Source organism: Acinetobacter sp. GD03645 (genome assembly GCF_029845285.1).
GTDB classification, from domain to species: Bacteria; Pseudomonadota; Gammaproteobacteria; order Pseudomonadales; family Moraxellaceae; genus Acinetobacter; species Acinetobacter corruptisaponis.
Window position 1 is genome coordinate 1 of the sequence record NZ_JAOCLL010000008.1, and the last position, 16,706, is coordinate 16,706.

The window sequence follows — 16,706 nt, forward strand, 5'->3', positions numbered from 1 at the left end:
TTTATTGGAGGTTTTTTATCGCTCAGATTAAACAGCAATATGTTTTAATCTCAGCTCCGCCAGATATTTCCCAAACTTTCTTGCTGTTTCCAAGTCACCTTCTGGTGGTGTGATTTCCACACTGGCATTATCAGATTGCGTCATTAGCCCCAAGAAACTTGACATACGGTTAATATCCAATGGACTGCGTCCTGTCGGCATAAATGGCAAGCCTGCCCATAGCATGCCATGCTGCATCGCAAATAAATTAATTTGCTGGAGTACTGCCAGTTTATCGCCACTAAGACCACCACCATTGGTAAAACCAGCCGCAAGCTTGCCTTGCCATGTACGCGCCAACCAGCGTTTGGAGGAGTCCTCCATAAACTGTTTCAAGGCAGAAGTTAAACTTCCCATATAGGTTGGACAACCCATCACGATCACATCGGCCTGATCCAATAAATCCCACTGCGGCGCAGCCACAGAAAGGAGATGCACCTCCGCCCCCGCCTGCTCGGCACCCTGAGCGATGTATTGTGCAACTTTGGCTGTATGTCCATAAGGACTATGGTAAATCACACAAACTTTAACTCGGGAAGTAATTTGCTCAATAACAGACATGGAAAATTTAAAAACCAATGAATTAGATCAAGTTTAACATTTTTAAACCAAACAAGGCGAATCAACCATGCAAAGGATGCAATTTATTGCATAAATACAAATGTTGCCATCCGTCCAGTTTTTGCATTACGACGATAGGAAAAATAATCCTGTGCCTGTAAATAAGAACACTGATCACCACCAAGCACGGTTTCCACACCTAAACGATTTAAGATAAAGCGTGCAATCGCATAGAGATCCGCCTGATATTTACCCTCAACCTGACCAGTAATAAAAGCGCTTTCCAGTTCAGGATATTTTTCGCAGAAAGCCGCTTTTACTTCCACCCCCACTTCAAAACAAGGCTGGCTAATAGCTGCACCCAGCCATGTCCAAGTGGGTTGAGACTTCATTTCAGCAATCGTATTTTCAATAATGCCACTGGCCAAACCACGCCAACCCGCATGAAGATTGGCAACTTCGGTGCCATCGGCATTACCCAAGACCACAGGAAGACAATCCGCAGTCATCATCATCAAGGCATGACCTACGCGTTGCGTGACTAAACCATCGCCCTCAAGGGCAATAAATGGAATTTGTTCATTCACGGTATGGCAAATGGTGCTGTGGGTTTGCGTCATCCAGGTGATTTTATCAACACCATATGCAGATAATTCATTTAGCAAGATCATACGATGCTGCTGAACCCGTTGAGCATCATCATTGACATGCAGAGCCAGATTAAAACCAGAGAGGTTTTCGTTAGATGTCGCAATGGTTTGAGGATGTTCAATACGCGTTTGTCCCACATACACACCTTTAGGCAAACCTTGTACAAATTCCATAACATCCCCTCTCATTTTTATAAATTAGTACGCTTCATTTTCACGGCGAAGCACTTCCACCAATTGGCTAAAGTCCTCTGGCCACGGCGCTTCAAACATCATCTCCTCACCTGTACGTGGGTGAACCAGACCAAGTTTGGCTGCGTGCAATGCCTGACGTTTAAAGCTGCGCAGCATATCAATTAATGCTTCCGATGCACCTGCTGGAAAACGTACACGGTTGACATAAACAGGGTCCCCAATCAAACCATGTCCGAGGTAACTAAAGTGCACACGAATCTGGTGGGTACGGCCTGTTTCCAGTTGTGCCTGAATACGGGTGAAGTCACGGAAGCGTTCCTTGACATTATAATGTGTTACAGCATCACGCCCACCTGGCAAGATCGCCATTTTGACACGGTCTACAGGATGACGCTTGATTGGTTCATCAATGGTGCCACCCGCAATAATATTGCCATAGGCCACCAAATCATAAACACGGTAAACGGTTTTCTTTGCCAGTTGTTTACTCAATGAAAACTGGGCCTCAAGATTTTTCGCAACCACCAATAAGCCACTGGTGTCTTTATCAATACGGTGTACCAAGCCAGCGCGAGACAGCTCCGCCAGTTTTGGCGCATGGTAAAGCAAGGCATTGACTAAAGTGCCTGTTGGGTTGCCTGCCCCTGGATGCACCACCATACCGACTTCTTTATTGATCACGATAATATCATCATCTTCATAGACAATATTGAGTGGAATATTTTCAGGCTGGCTAGAGGTTTGCGCCTCAAGCTCAACCTCAAGGGTAAGCAGTTCATTACCCTCACAACGGTACTTCGGCTTTACGATGTTACCATTTACCAACAGATGGCCATCTTTCATCCATTGCTTGAGTTTTTCACGGGAAAACTCGCTCCAGACCATCGCTGCAACCTGATCAATCCGTTGGCCTAAATAGGTTTCATCAAGTTGAATTTGCAACGATAAACGTGTTGCAGTTGAATCAGAATTATGATTATCTGCATCGACAGAATCTTCGAGTAAGAAATCTGTTTCAGAGAAGTTTGAATTGGAAGATTGTGCTGAAGTCATTTGATGATCGGTACAAAAATGGTTTAATAGCACCATTGTAGCTTATTGTCCCAAAAACAGAGGAATTTTTATGTCGCTACCCCATTATAAAATTACGATACTGGCACTATCTTTAGGCGTAGCGTCTGCATTTGTGGGCTGTAGCAGCAATCCAAGCAAGAAGGATGTGGTTGATAAAGGACCACAATCCAGTGAACAGGTTTATTTTGAAAAAGCACAAAAGTCACTTGAGCGCAATCAATATACCGATGCGGTAAAGTCGCTTGAAGCCCTGGATACCTATTATCCAACTGGACAATATACACAGCAGGCACAGCTTGAACTTCTTTATGCCAAATTCAAACAAAAAGATTATGAGGGCACGATTGCACTGGCGGAACGTTTCATTCGTTTAAATCCGCAACATCCAAATGTTGATTATGCCTATTATGTTCGTGGTGTCGCCAACATGGAAATGAACTACGATAGCCTGATTCGTTATACCTCACTGCAACAGTCACACCGTGATGTCAGCTACATCAAAGTTGCCTATCAAAACTTTGTGGATTTAATTCGCCGTTTCCCAAGTAGCCAATATTCTGTCGATGCGGCGCAACGCATGAAATATATTGGTCAGGAACTGGCTGAGAGTGAGATGAACGCAGCGCGTTTCAATATTCAGCGCAAAGCCTGGCTGGCTGCTGCTGAGCGCGCACAATGGGTGGTTGAACATTATCCACAAACTCCACAGACACCTGAAGCTTTGGCAACCCTAGCCTATAGTTACCAAAAACTTGGTGATACAGCGACCTCCCAACAATATGTTGACATCCTTAAGCTCAACTATCCAAACCTTGTAAAATCAAATGGTGAGGTCAATTTACGTGCGGCACGTAAAGACGGTAGTTGGGTCAACCGTGCAACTTTGGGCTTATTGGGTCGTCAATCCAAAAATGTGGATAGCAAAAATATAGACGCCAATACTGAGACTGAAAAACGCAGCCTAACCAACCGTTTGAGCTTTGGTTTACTGGATAAGCCTGAAACATCAGCACCCGTTGAATCGGCAGTCCCTGCACCTGCAAGCAATCCTGCCCCTGCTGTTATTGACAACAATCCAAGCGAGGAAGATGCCGCAAATTAATTTGCAGTCATCTGATGCACAAAACAGGCAAGCCAACCCTTGCCTGTTTTTCATTTTATGCAACAATGATTCTGACAGATAATAAAGATGTCCCACTTCCAGTTTTAAATGGTTAAACCTTATGGCAATTCCACAGCATACGATTGATCAAATTCTGGATCGAACCGACATTGTCGATTTGATTGGTCAACGTGTGAAGTTAAAAAAGACTGGGCGTACTTATTCAGGTTGCTGTCCTTTCCATCAGGAAAAATCACCTTCATTCCACGTCTACCGAGACAAGCAGTATTATCATTGCTTCGGCTGTCAGGCCAATGGTAATGCCATTCGTTTCCTGATGGATATTGATGGACGTAACTTTGTAGATGTGATGAAAGAACTGTCCAACAAGACAGGCATTGATCTCCCCAAAGACAATCAGGACAATAAAAAATTGTCCTATAAACGTAGTCCGCAACAGGTTGCTGCACCACAACCTGCACCAGTACAGAATAATAGTCCAACCTCACCAGCCATCCCTGAATCCATCGACGATCATTTTGTTGATATGGATCGTTATATGTATGACCCTTTTGCACAGTTCGACCCATCATTTACGATGGATGAACAGGTGCAGGAAGGCAATCTCTATGATCTTCTGGAAAATATTGCGCTATTTTACGAGCGCCAATTTCCCAACAGCCAGAAAGCACAGAACTATTTCAAGCAACGGGGATTATCTACCCAAACCATTCAGTTTTGGCGACTAGGCTATGCACCAGAAGATTGGCAGCATCTGGAAAAAGCTTTTCCCCAAGATATTGAGGGACTAAAACAACTCGGTCTGATTCGCTCCAGCGACAGTGGTCGGGATTTTGATTTACTGCGTGACCGCGTGATTTTCCCAATCCGTGATCATAAAGGTCGTGTGGTGGGTTTTGGGGGCCGTGCCTTAAATGATGAAATCAAGCCCAAATATATCAACTCACCTGACTCAGAAGTGTTCCATAAAAACCAGCTTCTTTATGGTTTATATGAGGGGCGCAAACTCAAGGCCAATGACTGGCTGATGGTGGAAGGTTATATGGATGTGATTGCGCTACAGCAATATGGCATCTCTGGTGCGGTGGCAACCCTGGGAACAGCCAGTAATGCAGATCATTTAACCACCCTGTTTAAGCAAAACTCACGAATCACCATTGCATTTGATGGTGATGCCGCAGGACAAAAAGCGGCACGCCGTACTTTGGAAATCGCTCTACCGTTACTTAATGATGGTCGTGAATTAAAATTCTTTGTACTGCCGAATGAACATGACCCAGACTCGCTCATTCGTCGGGAGGGTTTGGAAAACTTTCAAAAGCTACTGCAACAGGCTCCTTTATTGTCAGACTTTGTGTTTGCCCATTTAACAGGACAACATGATGTTAGTTCTCCCGAGGGTAAAAGTCTGGTCATGGGTGAACTGCGTGAACTAACCGAACTGTTACCTAAACATGGCTCATTTCGTTATTTACTGACCCAGTCTTTCCGTGAAAAACTGGGTTTGGGTAAACGTTTTACGCCTCAAATCAGCCATGATGCATCCCTGTCTTTTAACATTCACACCAAGGATGAGGATTTTGCGATTGCGATCCTAATGCACCATCCATTTTTATATATTCACTTTGAAGAATTACGTGCAGTCATTGACCACACTGAACTGTTGGCTAAAATTCTAGCTTCATTAAATATTGTGTTTGATGATTTACCCGATGATCAGGAATTGGCGACTTATTATGTGCTGGGTGCCTGTAGTAGCTACAGTCATGAAATTGCGGATATTATGCAGCGTACCAATATTCAGACACTTACACAGGCACCTGAAATTGCAGATAAACTGGCGAAAGAATATGCTTTGGGACTGCAAGAAAAGTATTTGAGAATAAAACTTAAATCCCCTATTTCTTTAATTGAGTCACGTAATTTACGCCAGCAACTCAATGAATTGACCAAGCAAATTAGTTTGAGGTTGTTGTCTTAACCCATTGCGTAATGATACGTTTCCTTTTATCAAATCTCTGCTAAACTGAATACAAACCAGCCCTATCAATACAGGTGTAGGATGTCTAACCGAGCTCATCAACCTCTTATTTCTGAACAGGAATATTTAGAGGGTGAACTTCATAGCGACATTAAACATGAATATATCGATGGTGTGATCTATGCCATGTCAGGGGCGAGTGCAGCACATAATCGTTTAGCTGGAAATTTATATAGAGAATTTGGCAATCACCTAAAAGGTAAACCTTGCCAACCATATTCTGCGGATATGAAAGTCAAAATCGGCAGTAAATACTTTTATCCTGATGTCTTGGTTGATTGCACCGATCTTGCTGACGATCAATATTTTACCGATAGTCCGACAATCATCGTAGAAGTATTATCCAAATCCACCAAACAGATTGATAAAACCATTAAATTTAACACTTATATCCAAATTCCAAGCCTACAGGAATATCTACTGGTTGAACAAGATACTGCTGAAGTTGAAGTATTGCGTCGCCGTACCAACTGGAAAGCTGAGCACTATTTCCTTGGTGATGTCATTAAACTGGATTCAATTGATTTAACCATCAAGGTGGCAGATATTTATGATCGGGTTAAAAATACTGATGTATTGGAATGGCTAGAAAAACAAGCTAAACAAACACCCACTGAACAAGAATAGAATATTTATTGTCTCGGCTTACGCTCATGTTCAAAAACATCCTGTAGATGCTGCTGTAACCACTCAAAATAATCAGGATTTTCAGCCTTGGCAGCCTCTCTTAATAAGATAGAAGTTGGATGCATAAGCTTTTGTGTTAAGCGATGCGCAAATTCCTGTAATACCTGCTCTGCATCATGCCCATGCTGTAAGGACTCCAAGGCATGCACCAATTCTTTTTGGCTGACTTCCTCACTGTGCTGGCGATAGGCTTGAATGGTGCCACTCGCTTCCTTGACCTTTTGCTGGGTCATCAATTGGGTTGCCAACTGATTGACCATAATCTCAGCTTCTACCGCCGCTTGACGGCGTTGTGCCAGATTCTCATCAATCACACTTTGCAGATCATCAACGCCATATAAATAAACGTTGTCCAGTGATTCAACCTTTGGATCAATATCACGCGGAACGGCCAAATCCACCATCAGCATTTGCTGATAACGGCGTTTTTTTAATGCTACCTTAACATCTGAATATCCAATCACCTGATGCAAACTGCCTGTACAACTTGAAACTACATCGGCTCGATGCAAATTATGTGCAAGTTCTGTAAAAGATATAATTTCAACATCTACCTGATGCGCAATGTCCTGCGCGAGCAAATCAGCGCGTTCACGGCCACGGTTACAAATAATAATCTTGGCAACACCCATTTCTGCCAAATGCTTGGCAACCAAACTATTCATTTCCCCTGCTGCCACTACCATAACAGTAAGCTTTTCTGGATGACTAAACACTTGTGAGGCCAACTGGGCCACGGCATAGCCCATAGAAACTGCATGACTACCTACAGAAGTTTCCGAGCGAACCCGCTTTGCCGCATAAAAGGCATATTCAAAAACACTATTCAGTTCAGGCGATACCGTTTCCGCATCTTTGGACAATGCCAACGCACTTTTAACCTGCCCCAAAATCTGTGGTTCACCCAACATCAGTGAGTCCAGACCACTGGCAACACGCATGAGGTGTGTAACCGCCTGGGCATTCTCGTAACGATAAACATGATGAATTAACTGTTTTACATCAATATTATTCACCTGGGCCAGCCAATTCAGGACGCTATCCGCATCTTCCGTCATGGCATAGACTTCGGTTCGGTTGCATGTGGAGACCACCACCATGTCTTTTAGCGAAGAATGCTGGCGTTGTTTAAGCAATAGCTGGGCTAATCGCTCTGCATTGAAAGCAATTTGTTCACGAAGCTCAACAGAAGCTGTCTGATGGTTGACACCCAATGCAAAGAAAGACATATCAGATCATCATTTCGCTAAATTTATGTTATTGTGCAACATCGGTGTCATAAAAAGCATTACTTTGGATCAATAAAAATTGCGTCAGCTACATCGCCGTACCTATTTTAACGGCAAGACGATTAGACGGTATTCTACCACAATCTTGTTGTTAGGTAGTATGAGCGCTTATGTCTCCGCACAAGCAATACACGATATGTATGCTGACCAGAGCTTCGAACATGCCCTACAACAGAGCATGGTCGCCGAATTTTCCCTTGCCTATGACGATATTGCAACAGCCCTGCACAACTATACCGTACTTGCCATTCGCAGCAATTCCACCATCATTAAGCAACGTGCCTTAGATGTTGCTCTGGAATACAACGATCTACAGGCAGCCCTGGACATTGCCACCCACTGGGTTGAGCAGGAACCTAAAGATGTGCCTGCTTTGTTCTATTTATCGCATATTGCCCTGAAAACACATGAATACGAACTTGCGGCCAAGACACTGGACAAGATTTTAAATATTGACCCAACCGCCGATTTGGAACAAATTCTCGCAGGTATTGCACCTGAACAGGCACAAGATCGTGAAGTTCTGCTCAATGCCTTACGCGCAAGTAAGGAAAAGGACAACCCCTCTATTTTAGCTTTAATCGCGGGATTAGAGGCACAGGATGGCTTATATGAGCAGGCACTGGGCAATATTAACCGTGCTTTACGCAAACGTTCAAAATCCACTAGCTTTATCCTGATGAAAGCCAACTTACTCATGGCTTTACGCGATGATGCCGCCACAAAAAAATGGTTTGCCCAGGCCAGCCGTAAAAACAGGAATAACCTTGATGTCCGCTTGGCGGAAGCACGCTACTACATCCAAATCAACCAGCAACAGGAAGCTTTAGACAAGCTTGAAAATATTATTAAAGACCATCCTCAGGCTGAGGAAGCTCTGTTTATTGCGGGCCTAACCAGTATTGACCTCAAGCAATATGAGAAAGCGGAACAATATCTGGTTGATTTACGCTCTTCGGCAAAATACCAGAATGAAGCCTATTATTATCTTGCAATTAATGCACAGCGCAAACAGCATTATGAAACGGCAAAGGCCTATTATCGCCTTGTTGATGGCAGCCTGTATATCGTGTCCCGCCGTAACATGATTGCGATTTTTGAGAAACAGGAACAACTGAATGATGCCTTGCGTTTCCTGACTCAGGAACGGGTCAACTACCCTCAGCACGCCAGTTTTCTTTATCAGGCCCAGGCCGACATTTTAAAGAAAATGGACAATAAAAAGGCGGCTCTGACCCTGCTGGATGAGGCGATCAAGAACATTCCAGATGACCCAGAGCTGATCTATGCTGAGGTGTTATTGCTCGACCCATATACAGATCGGGATAAGCTGGATAAGACACTCAAACAGCTATTGGCAATCGAACCAAACAGTCCAACCTATTTAAATGCCTATGCCTATACTTTGGCATTGCAGAATCGCCGCTTAAAGGAAGCGCGTAAATATGCTGAACTGGCACTGGAATACGCACCAGAACAGGCCTCCATTCTGGATACACTGGGCTATATTGCCTTTTTACAAAATGATTTTGATACTGCAGTTCAGGCGCTGCAACAGGCCTATAGCATCAGCCAGAATGTGAATATTGGGATTCGCTATGCCAAGGCGCTGTATATGCAAGGTTCACTCGCCCAATTTAGCGATGTGTTACAGCAACTGAAACAAAAACATGCAAATGCCCCACAATTACAACAACTTGATGGCTTAATCTTACCTGTAACCGTAAAAAAGAGTTAACCCAATGCGTTTGTTTGCAAAAATATGTCTGGCCATGTGTAGCAGTAGTGTGTTGTTTCTCACTGGATGTCAACATTTAAGTCAACCGAATAAAGTGATTGCCTCACCACAGCTACAGGATGAAAACAATTTTAGCTTACAGGGTAAAATTGGAGTGCGTACCCCACAGCAGTCAGGTAGTGCATTCTTTACATGGCTACAGCAACAGGATCAGTTCGATATTGAACTCACAGGCATTTTGGGAGTGGGTAAAACCCAGATTCAGGGTAAGCCTGGCGAAGTGACATTGAATAGCGCAAAGACGGGTTTAATTACCGCGGCATCACCAGAAGAATTACTGGAAAAAGCCACAGGCTGGCAAGCACCAATTATGCATCTGGCTTATTGGGTTCAGGCCAAACCAGCCACAACAAATGCGCAAACCATTAAAGATGAGAACAACCGTTTAAAGCAACTGATTGAAGATGGCTGGACGGTTGATTTTAGTTATAACGATACGCAGACCTTGCCCAACAAGCTTTTATTGAAGCAGGCACTTGCGGAAGATCGAGAAAACCGTATTACCATGGTTATTCAGAACAGATAGTGTTTCATTCAATATTTTGGGATATACTAAAGACATATACTTCCAAATAGGTGTATCACGATGGAAAAAGCAACGATCTTTAAAAATAATCGTAACCAAGCGGTACGTTTGCCCAAAGCAGTTGCTTTTCCTGAACATATCAAACAGGTAGAAGTGATTAGTATTGGGGATACACGGATTTTAACGCCTATTGGAAAACGCTGGGAATTATGGATGAATACGCCATCACAACTGACCGAAGATTGTTTTCAGGAACGTGAGCAACCGATTGCGCAAGAACGAGAAAGTTTCTAATCATGCTTAAATACATGCTGGATACCAACATCTGCATCTATGCGATTAGGAAAAAGCCGATTGAAGTCATCCAACAGTTTTCCAAACATCAGGATTATCTTTGTATCAGCTCGATCACCTTAATGGAGTTGTATTACGGTGCAGAAAAATCATCCAATCCCCAAACTAATCTGACTGAAATTGAAAAATTTGTGGCAAATCTGATCGTCCTTGATTATGACAATTATGCCGCAGCCCATACCGCACAAATTCGGGCTGAACTATCAAAAACAGGCAAAACTATTGGTAGTTATGATGCCATGATTGCAGGGCATGCCCGCAGTCAGGGATTCATTTGTGTCACTAATAACATACGTGAGTTTGAACGTGTGGCTGGATTACGTCTAGAGAATTGGTGGGTGCAGTCTTAAATGTTATGGAAGCAAATATGACCATTTTACGCGTCCCATCCCCTGCCAAACTTAATTTATTCCTGCATATCGTGGGTCGCCGTGACAATGGCTACCATGAGTTGCAAAGTATTTTCCAACTGATTGATCTTTATGACTGGATCAGTTTTGAGGCCATTGAAGAAAATCAGATTCAGGTTGAGGGATTAGCAGAAGTAAAACTGGAACAAAACCTGATTTATCGGGCTGCGCAATACCTGCGCCCACATGCCAAGACACCCTGTGGATTAAAGATCTCAGTGGAAAAAAATATCCCCATGGGTGCAGGTCTGGGTGGTGGCTCATCCAATGCCGCAACCACATTGATTGTACTGAACCAGCTATGGCAGTGCGGGCTAAATGATGAGCAACTTGCAGCCTATGGCGTACAGCTTGGCGCTGATGTTCCAATTTTTATTTTTGGGCAAAATGCATGGGCTGAAGGAGTGGGTGAACATTTATCATTCATAGACTTAGCTCAAAAACAATTCATTGTTTTAAAACCTGACTGTTTTATCAGCACTCAATTGTTATTTTCACAAAAAACATTGACAAGAGATTCCAAGACCACTACATTTTGCGCCTATCAGTTAGAACCTTCCAACTTTGGAAATAACTTTGAACCATTGGCTCGACAGTTATACACCGAAGTGGATGAAGCAATGCAATATCTTGATCAGTTTGGTCAGGCAAAGCTTACAGGTACAGGTGCCTGTGTTTTTATTGAAGTGACTTTGGAAATGAATGTACAGCAGATTATGCAACATTCACCTTGTAAAGCTTACTTGGTGAACAGTCTGTCAGAATCGCCATTACGACATTTTCAAATAACACCCTAGGGGCGTCGCCAAGTGGTAAGGCAGCGGGTTTTGATCCCGCCATCCGTTGGTTCGAATCCAGCCGCCCCTGCCAATTTTTACCTGTAGGATGTTTGTAATAGGGGCGTCGCCAAGTGGTAAGGCAGCGGGTTTTGATCCCGCCATCCGTTGGTTCGAATCCAGCCGCCCCTGCCATTACAGATCATCAAATTTAGGGGCGTCGCCAAGTGGTAAGGCAGCGGGTTTTGATCCCGCCATCCGTTGGTTCGAATCCAGCCGCCCCTGCCATTTCTCTTTGTTCGTCAGGCTTGTTTTATATCGGTATTTGATCAATCATATTGACAAAATCATATAAAACCATTAAAGTTCTGCCGCATTAGGGGCGTCGCCAAGTGGTAAGGCAGCGGGTTTTGATCCCGCCATCCGTTGGTTCGAATCCAGCCGCCCCTGCCATATAATAGATTATTCTTTAAACTACCCGTTGGGGAAATTTTAAGTTTCCTCTTTGCGCTTGGGTGAGGTGTTGTTTCGCTTAACCTCTATGAGGAAAGGTTATAGATTTTTCCATACTTGAATCAAGCATTGTTTCACTTGATTTCATTTTGAAGAATTATAAATTTTCCCTTTATATTTTGGCAAAGCGTTGCTTCACGTAATCCTCTTTAGAAAAATCATAGATTTTTCACTTGCGCTCGGGTGAAGCGTTGCTTCACGTAATCCTCGCTCAGGTGCTTCATGCCCAATCTCGTCGTTTTTAGTGGAAGTGCTCATCCACAGTTCGCCCAAAAAGTCGTAAGCCATTTACATATCCCTCTAGGTGCCGCTGCTGTAAGCAAGTTCTCTGATGGTGAAATTTCAGTTGAAATCACTGAAAATGTACGTGGTAAAGACGTATTCATCGTTCAGTCCACTTGTGCCCCAACCAATGATAACCTGATGGAAATCCTGGTGATGGCAGATGCTTTGCGTCGCGCAAGTGCTGGTCGCATCACCGCTGTCATCCCTTACTTCGGTTATGCACGCCAAGACCGTCGTCCACGTTCTGCCCGTGTACCAATTACCGCCAAGGTTGTTGCAGACATGCTGACCACTGTGGGAATTGACCGTGTGGTTATGATTGACCTGCATGCAGACCAGATTCAGGGTTTCTTCGATATTCCAGTGGACAACATCTACGGTACACCAGCGTTATTGGCTGACCTGCGTCAGCAACAACATGACAACCTGATGGTGGTTTCACCTGACGTGGGTGGTGTTGTTCGTGCCCGCGCTGTTGCAAAGCAGTTGGGTGACATCGACCTGGCCATCATTGACAAACGCCGTCAAAAAGCCAATGAATCTCAAGTGATGCATTTGATTGGTGACGTCAAAGACCGTGACTGTGTCATTGTCGATGATATGGTGGATACTGCTGGTACGCTTTGCAAGGCGGCTGATGCACTGAAACAGTTTGGTGCCCGCCGTGTGATTGCCTATGCAACCCACCCTGTTCTATCTGGCAAGGCACTTGATAACCTGCGCAACTCTGTGATTGATGAACTTGTGGTGACTGACACCATTCCACTTTCAGATGAAGCATTAACCTTAGGCAAAGTTCGCCAGGTTTCCGTTGCCAGCATGGTTGCTGAAACAATTCGTCGTATTAATAACGAAGAATCTATTAGCGCAATGTTCGATAGTTATCTATAATACCCCAGCTTTTTTCAAGCCCTGCCTTATAGCGGGGCTTTCTATCACTAAACTGGTCGCAAGTTTAGTTTCTTAAATCTCAATGAGGATATGCCCATGGCAAACTTCGTATTAAATGCTCAAGCACGTGAAGCTGCTCAACAAGGGAAAGGTGCGAGCCGCCGCCTTCGTCACGCAGCGCAAATTCCAGCGATTATCTACGGTGGTAGTGCTGAGCCTGTGACTGTTACCTTAGAGCTTCGTGAAATCGTTAAAGCTTTAGAAAACAATGCTTTCTTTGAAGAAGTAATCGAAATCAAAATCGGTGACAAAGTTGAAAATGTTAAAATCCAGGCATTGCAACGTCACCCAGCTAAAAACACTCCAATGCACGCTGACTTCAAACGCGCATAAGTGTTAAAGGCGTAAATTAGTGTCAAGTATTTCGCTAATTGTTGGTTTGGGCAATCCTGGAAAGGAATATGCCCAAACCCGCCATAATGCAGGTTTCTGGTTTGTTGAACAGCTTGCAGACCGTTATGGCATCAATTTAAAAGCTGATCCCAAGTTTCATGGATACAGTGGTCGTGGCCAAGTTGAGGGCCATGATGTACGTTTACTCCTCCCTACCACCTTTATGAACCGTTCTGGTCAAAGTGTTGCCCCTTTCGCCAAATTCTATCAAGTTGCACCTGAGTCAATCTTAATTGCTCATGATGAACTGGATATGGACCCTGGCGTGATTCGCTTGAAAACAGGTGGCGGACACGGCGGACATAATGGTCTCCGTGACATCGTTCCCCATATGGGTCCCAACTTCCATCGTTTACGCATTGGAATTGGACATCCTGGTTCCAAAGAACGTGTTTCTGGTCATGTGCTTGGCAAAGCTCCCAGCAGTGAACAAGATTTAATGGATGCCGCAATTGCCCATGCCTTATCACAAGTCAAAATGCTTGTGAGTGGACAGGTTCCACAGGCCATGAATCAAATTAATGCATACAAACCCGCTTAAACTTAAACTGAAATTGTTGATCAATCACGCTTGCCATATTGCAGTTTTAGGCGCAAAATGCGCATCAAACCGCCTACAGCCTGCGGAAACGTGACAAGTCAACCATAAGATATCCGTCTTAGGTCTTACTCAGGAGACGCTAGCCATGCTATCTCGTTTATTAAAATGTAAAATTCACCGCGCAGTTGTGACACATGCGGAACTTCATTATGAAGGTTCCTGTGCAATTGATGGTGTGTTAATGGACTTAGCAGGGATTCGTGAATACGAAGAAATCCACGTATGGAACGTAACCAACGGCAAACGCTTTACAACCTACGCAATTCGTGGTGAAGATGATTCAGGCATTATTTCAGTGAATGGTGGTGCAGCCCATCAGGCTGATGTTGGTGACTTAGTGATTATTGCAACTTTTGGTGATTTCACTGAAGTCGAGGCGAACCTGCACAAACCACGTTTGGTCTATGCAAACCCAGACAATACAGTGAACCACACAGCAAACTGTATTCCTGTACAAATTGCATAAGCAGAAAACATCAAGATTCCTAAAAGCCAGTTTAAAAATAAACTGGCTTTTTTTCATGCCATGAGAAAATACAAAATATCTAAAATTAATGCATTATTTTTACGCAACCCAACTTGTAAAGTATGTTCCAGTATTGCTTTATTAAATAGATAGAAAATAAAGATAATTTATAATCAATATGGATATGATAACAACCTTGGGCAAGGTCATGCCCTTTGCCGAACTGGATCACGCCACACTAGAGACACTAGCGAGTTATTGCCATATTTGCCATCTACAAACAGGTCAGCAGCTTTATCAGGTCAATGATATTGCCAACGATGTTTATGTCATTGCCTATGGACGGGTGAAACTCAGCAGTGCTACAGGCTTGTCCACCTATCTGGGACGTAATGAACTTGTAGGTGAAATGGGAGCGATCGCCAACCAACCTCATCATGGCACGGTGCATGCCACACGGGACACCACATTGCTCAGTATTCCCCAACCACAATTTATCGAGTTTATCCAGTCTCATCCTAAAGTGCTGTTTGCGCTATCCCGTCTGATCATTGCCCGCTCCCAGCCTGAACTCCAGCACACCCATGCCATGAGTAATAGCCGAACCTTATCCGTTGTTCCTGTCTCAGCACACATTCCTGCGATTCATTTAGCTGAAAAATTGACAGAGCATTTACTACGCTGGCCCCACGTGCGTCTGGTTACGGCAGCGCATGTGGATGCGTTGTTTGGACATGGCTTTAGCCAAACCCCACTTGATTATGGTCACGATGACTTAAAGTTGAGGCACTGGTTAGCCAGTCTGGAAGAAAAGCATTGTTATGTGCTTTATGCAGCCCATCGCAATGATGATGAATGGTCAAAACGTTGCCTGCATCAGGCTGACCGCATCCTGATCCTTGCTGAAGCCAACCAGACACCCATTCAAACCAAACTCGTTGATGTGCTGAATCAATATGATTGGCAAAGCCCCATCGAACTGGTGCTGTTACGCTCTGACGGTGATCCATCTCCCCATACCTTGCAATGGAAACAGCTTTACCATGCCCGCGCCCATTATTTTATTCATCCGTGGGCACAGGCAGATATCTGTGCGGTTGCCAGACAGATTTCCAGTAAAGGCGTGGGCTTGGTACTTGGCGGCGGTGGTGCGCGTGGTTTTGCCCATATTGGTCTAATCCGTGCACTGGAACAACTGCACATCCCTGTTGATATTGTTGGTGGCACCAGTATGGGTGCCTTTGTGGCCGCACTGGTCGCCTGTGGGTTTGACAGTGTGGAAATGACGCATATTGCCTATGAAACCTTTGTGGCGCGCAATTATCTGAATGACTATACCATGCCCAGAGTCTCACTGATTCGGGGGCAACGCTTTCACGCACGGCTGCATGCCATTTTTGGGCATCGACGCATTGAGGAACTCAAACAGACCTATTACTGCATCTCGACCAATCTCTCCACAGGGCAAGCAGTCATCCATGATCAGGGCGAACTGGCAACATGGGTCGGCACCAGTATGAGCGTACCAGGCGTTGCCCCACCTGTAGCCTGGCATGAAAATCTGCTCTGTGATGGTGGTGTCATTAATAACCTGCCCACGGACGTGATGCAGAATCTGGAAAGAGGCACCATCATCGCCAGCAATGTCAGCCTGCATGATGACATTCGAGTGCCTGGTATAGGTCTGGAAGAACCTGATCAAAGTGCCCTGCTCAACTGGAATAAAATTATTAAGGACAAACTGCTTCCTGCACCACGACTGGCAGAAATTCTCATGCGCACCGCCACCCTTGCCAGCGACACCATGATTCAGGCAGCCGCCATTGAACGCGCCAATTTACACATTCGTATGCCAATCGCAGGGATTGGTATGTTTGACTGGCACAAACTGGATGAGCTGGTGGAACGGGGCTATGAACATGCATTGGCAACACTCGAGCCTATTCGGGATACCCTACCATCTTCCTAAAAAGT

Annotated in this window: 17 protein-coding genes and 4 tRNA genes; 17 read left to right on the plus strand and 4 right to left on the minus strand. The window is 44.4% G+C overall.

Going from position 1 to position 16,706, the window contains the following annotated elements:
- Positions 1-27: 27 nt before the first annotated feature.
- The 3 genes from N5J47_RS07825 to rluD all read right to left on the minus strand — a co-directional run bounded on the left by N5J47_RS07825 (position 28) and on the right by rluD (position 2,498).
- On the minus strand, positions 28-600 hold the full coding sequence (locus N5J47_RS07825) for a flavodoxin family protein (RefSeq protein WP_279959446.1): 573 nt from the start codon (positions 598-600) through the stop codon (positions 28-30).
- A gap of 83 nt (positions 601-683) precedes the next feature.
- Complete coding sequence (gene pgeF / locus N5J47_RS07830) at positions 684-1,424, minus strand: peptidoglycan editing factor PgeF (protein WP_279959447.1); 741 nt, start codon at positions 1,422-1,424, stop codon at positions 684-686.
- A 24-nt stretch (positions 1,425-1,448) separates the two neighbouring features.
- Positions 1,449-2,498: a 23S rRNA pseudouridine(1911/1915/1917) synthase RluD gene (rluD, locus tag N5J47_RS07835; RefSeq protein ID WP_279959448.1), complete on the minus strand. Its 1,050-nt coding sequence runs from the start codon at positions 2,496-2,498 to the stop codon at positions 1,449-1,451.
- A gap of 70 nt (positions 2,499-2,568) precedes the next feature.
- On the opposite strand from rluD, the gene N5J47_RS07840 reads away from it, so the two are divergent.
- The 3 genes from N5J47_RS07840 to N5J47_RS07850 all read left to right on the plus strand — a co-directional run bounded on the left by N5J47_RS07840 (position 2,569) and on the right by N5J47_RS07850 (position 6,310).
- On the plus strand, positions 2,569-3,621 hold the full coding sequence (locus tag N5J47_RS07840; protein ID WP_279959449.1) for an outer membrane protein assembly factor BamD: 1,053 nt from the start codon (positions 2,569-2,571) through the stop codon (positions 3,619-3,621).
- 121 nt (positions 3,622-3,742) lie between these two features.
- Positions 3,743-5,623: a CHC2 zinc finger domain-containing protein gene (locus tag N5J47_RS07845; protein WP_279959450.1), complete on the plus strand. Its 1,881-nt coding sequence runs from the start codon at positions 3,743-3,745 to the stop codon at positions 5,621-5,623.
- Positions 5,624-5,704: 81 nt separating this feature from the next.
- Positions 5,705-6,310, plus strand: coding sequence for a Uma2 family endonuclease (locus tag N5J47_RS07850; protein ID WP_279959451.1), 606 nt, complete (start codon positions 5,705-5,707; stop codon positions 6,308-6,310).
- Positions 6,311-6,315: 5 nt separating this feature from the next.
- Here N5J47_RS07850 and hemA read toward each other — a convergent pair whose 3' ends face one another.
- Positions 6,316-7,599 (minus strand): glutamyl-tRNA reductase, encoded by a 1,284-nt coding sequence (hemA, locus tag N5J47_RS07855; protein WP_279959452.1) that lies wholly within the window; start codon positions 7,597-7,599, stop codon positions 6,316-6,318.
- Positions 7,600-7,678: 79 nt separating this feature from the next.
- Between hemA and N5J47_RS07860 the strand changes: the two genes are divergently transcribed.
- From N5J47_RS07860 to N5J47_RS07925, 14 genes are all read left to right on the plus strand, one after another.
- The gene (locus tag N5J47_RS07860) at positions 7,679-9,397 is read left to right on the plus strand and encodes a tetratricopeptide repeat protein (protein WP_279959453.1); all 1,719 of its coding nucleotides are present in this window, start codon (positions 7,679-7,681) and stop codon (positions 9,395-9,397) included.
- Positions 9,398-9,401: 4 nt separating this feature from the next.
- Positions 9,402-9,983 carry a lipoprotein insertase outer membrane protein LolB gene (gene lolB, locus N5J47_RS07865; protein WP_279959454.1) on the plus strand — a complete coding sequence of 194 codons (582 nt, stop codon included), beginning with the start codon at positions 9,402-9,404 and terminating at the stop codon, positions 9,981-9,983.
- Between the two features lie 60 nt (positions 9,984-10,043).
- The gene (gene vapB / locus N5J47_RS07870; RefSeq protein WP_279959455.1) at positions 10,044-10,277 is read left to right on the plus strand and encodes a type II toxin-antitoxin system VapB family antitoxin; all 234 of its coding nucleotides are present in this window, start codon (positions 10,044-10,046) and stop codon (positions 10,275-10,277) included.
- Between the two features lie 14 nt (positions 10,278-10,291).
- A complete protein-coding gene (gene vapC, locus N5J47_RS07875; RefSeq protein WP_347815010.1) occupies positions 10,292-10,687 on the plus strand; it encodes a tRNA(fMet)-specific endonuclease VapC in 396 nt (131 codons plus the stop codon).
- Positions 10,688-10,710: 23 nt separating this feature from the next.
- Positions 10,711-11,544 carry a 4-(cytidine 5'-diphospho)-2-C-methyl-D-erythritol kinase gene (gene ispE, locus N5J47_RS07880; protein ID WP_279959572.1) on the plus strand — a complete coding sequence of 278 codons (834 nt, stop codon included), beginning with the start codon at positions 10,711-10,713 and terminating at the stop codon, positions 11,542-11,544.
- Positions 11,543-11,617: transfer RNA gene (locus N5J47_RS07885), tRNA-Gln, on the plus strand. Before ispE ends, N5J47_RS07885 begins: the two co-directional genes overlap by 2 nt.
- 26 nt (positions 11,618-11,643) lie before the next feature.
- A tRNA-Gln gene (locus tag N5J47_RS07890) sits at positions 11,644-11,718 on the plus strand.
- Positions 11,719-11,736: 18 nt separating this feature from the next.
- Positions 11,737-11,811 (plus strand) — tRNA-Gln (locus N5J47_RS07895).
- Positions 11,812-11,901: 90 nt separating this feature from the next.
- Positions 11,902-11,976: transfer RNA gene (locus N5J47_RS07900), tRNA-Gln, on the plus strand.
- Positions 11,977-12,258: 282 nt separating this feature from the next.
- Complete coding sequence (locus N5J47_RS07905; RefSeq protein WP_004676510.1) at positions 12,259-13,212, plus strand: ribose-phosphate pyrophosphokinase; 954 nt, start codon at positions 12,259-12,261, stop codon at positions 13,210-13,212.
- A gap of 96 nt (positions 13,213-13,308) precedes the next feature.
- Positions 13,309-13,605, plus strand: a complete 297-nt coding sequence (gene rplY, locus N5J47_RS07910) for a 50S ribosomal protein L25 (RefSeq protein WP_004799726.1) — start codon at positions 13,309-13,311, stop codon at positions 13,603-13,605.
- Between the two features lie 19 nt (positions 13,606-13,624).
- Positions 13,625-14,206 (plus strand): aminoacyl-tRNA hydrolase, encoded by a 582-nt coding sequence (gene pth, locus N5J47_RS07915; RefSeq protein ID WP_004676505.1) that lies wholly within the window; start codon positions 13,625-13,627, stop codon positions 14,204-14,206.
- Positions 14,207-14,351: 145 nt separating this feature from the next.
- The gene (gene panD / locus N5J47_RS07920; protein WP_004655255.1) at positions 14,352-14,732 is read left to right on the plus strand and encodes an aspartate 1-decarboxylase; all 381 of its coding nucleotides are present in this window, start codon (positions 14,352-14,354) and stop codon (positions 14,730-14,732) included.
- A 178-nt stretch (positions 14,733-14,910) separates the two neighbouring features.
- On the plus strand, positions 14,911-16,701 hold the full coding sequence (locus N5J47_RS07925; RefSeq protein WP_279959457.1) for a patatin-like phospholipase family protein: 1,791 nt from the start codon (positions 14,911-14,913) through the stop codon (positions 16,699-16,701).
- Positions 16,702-16,706: the final 5 nt, after the last annotated feature.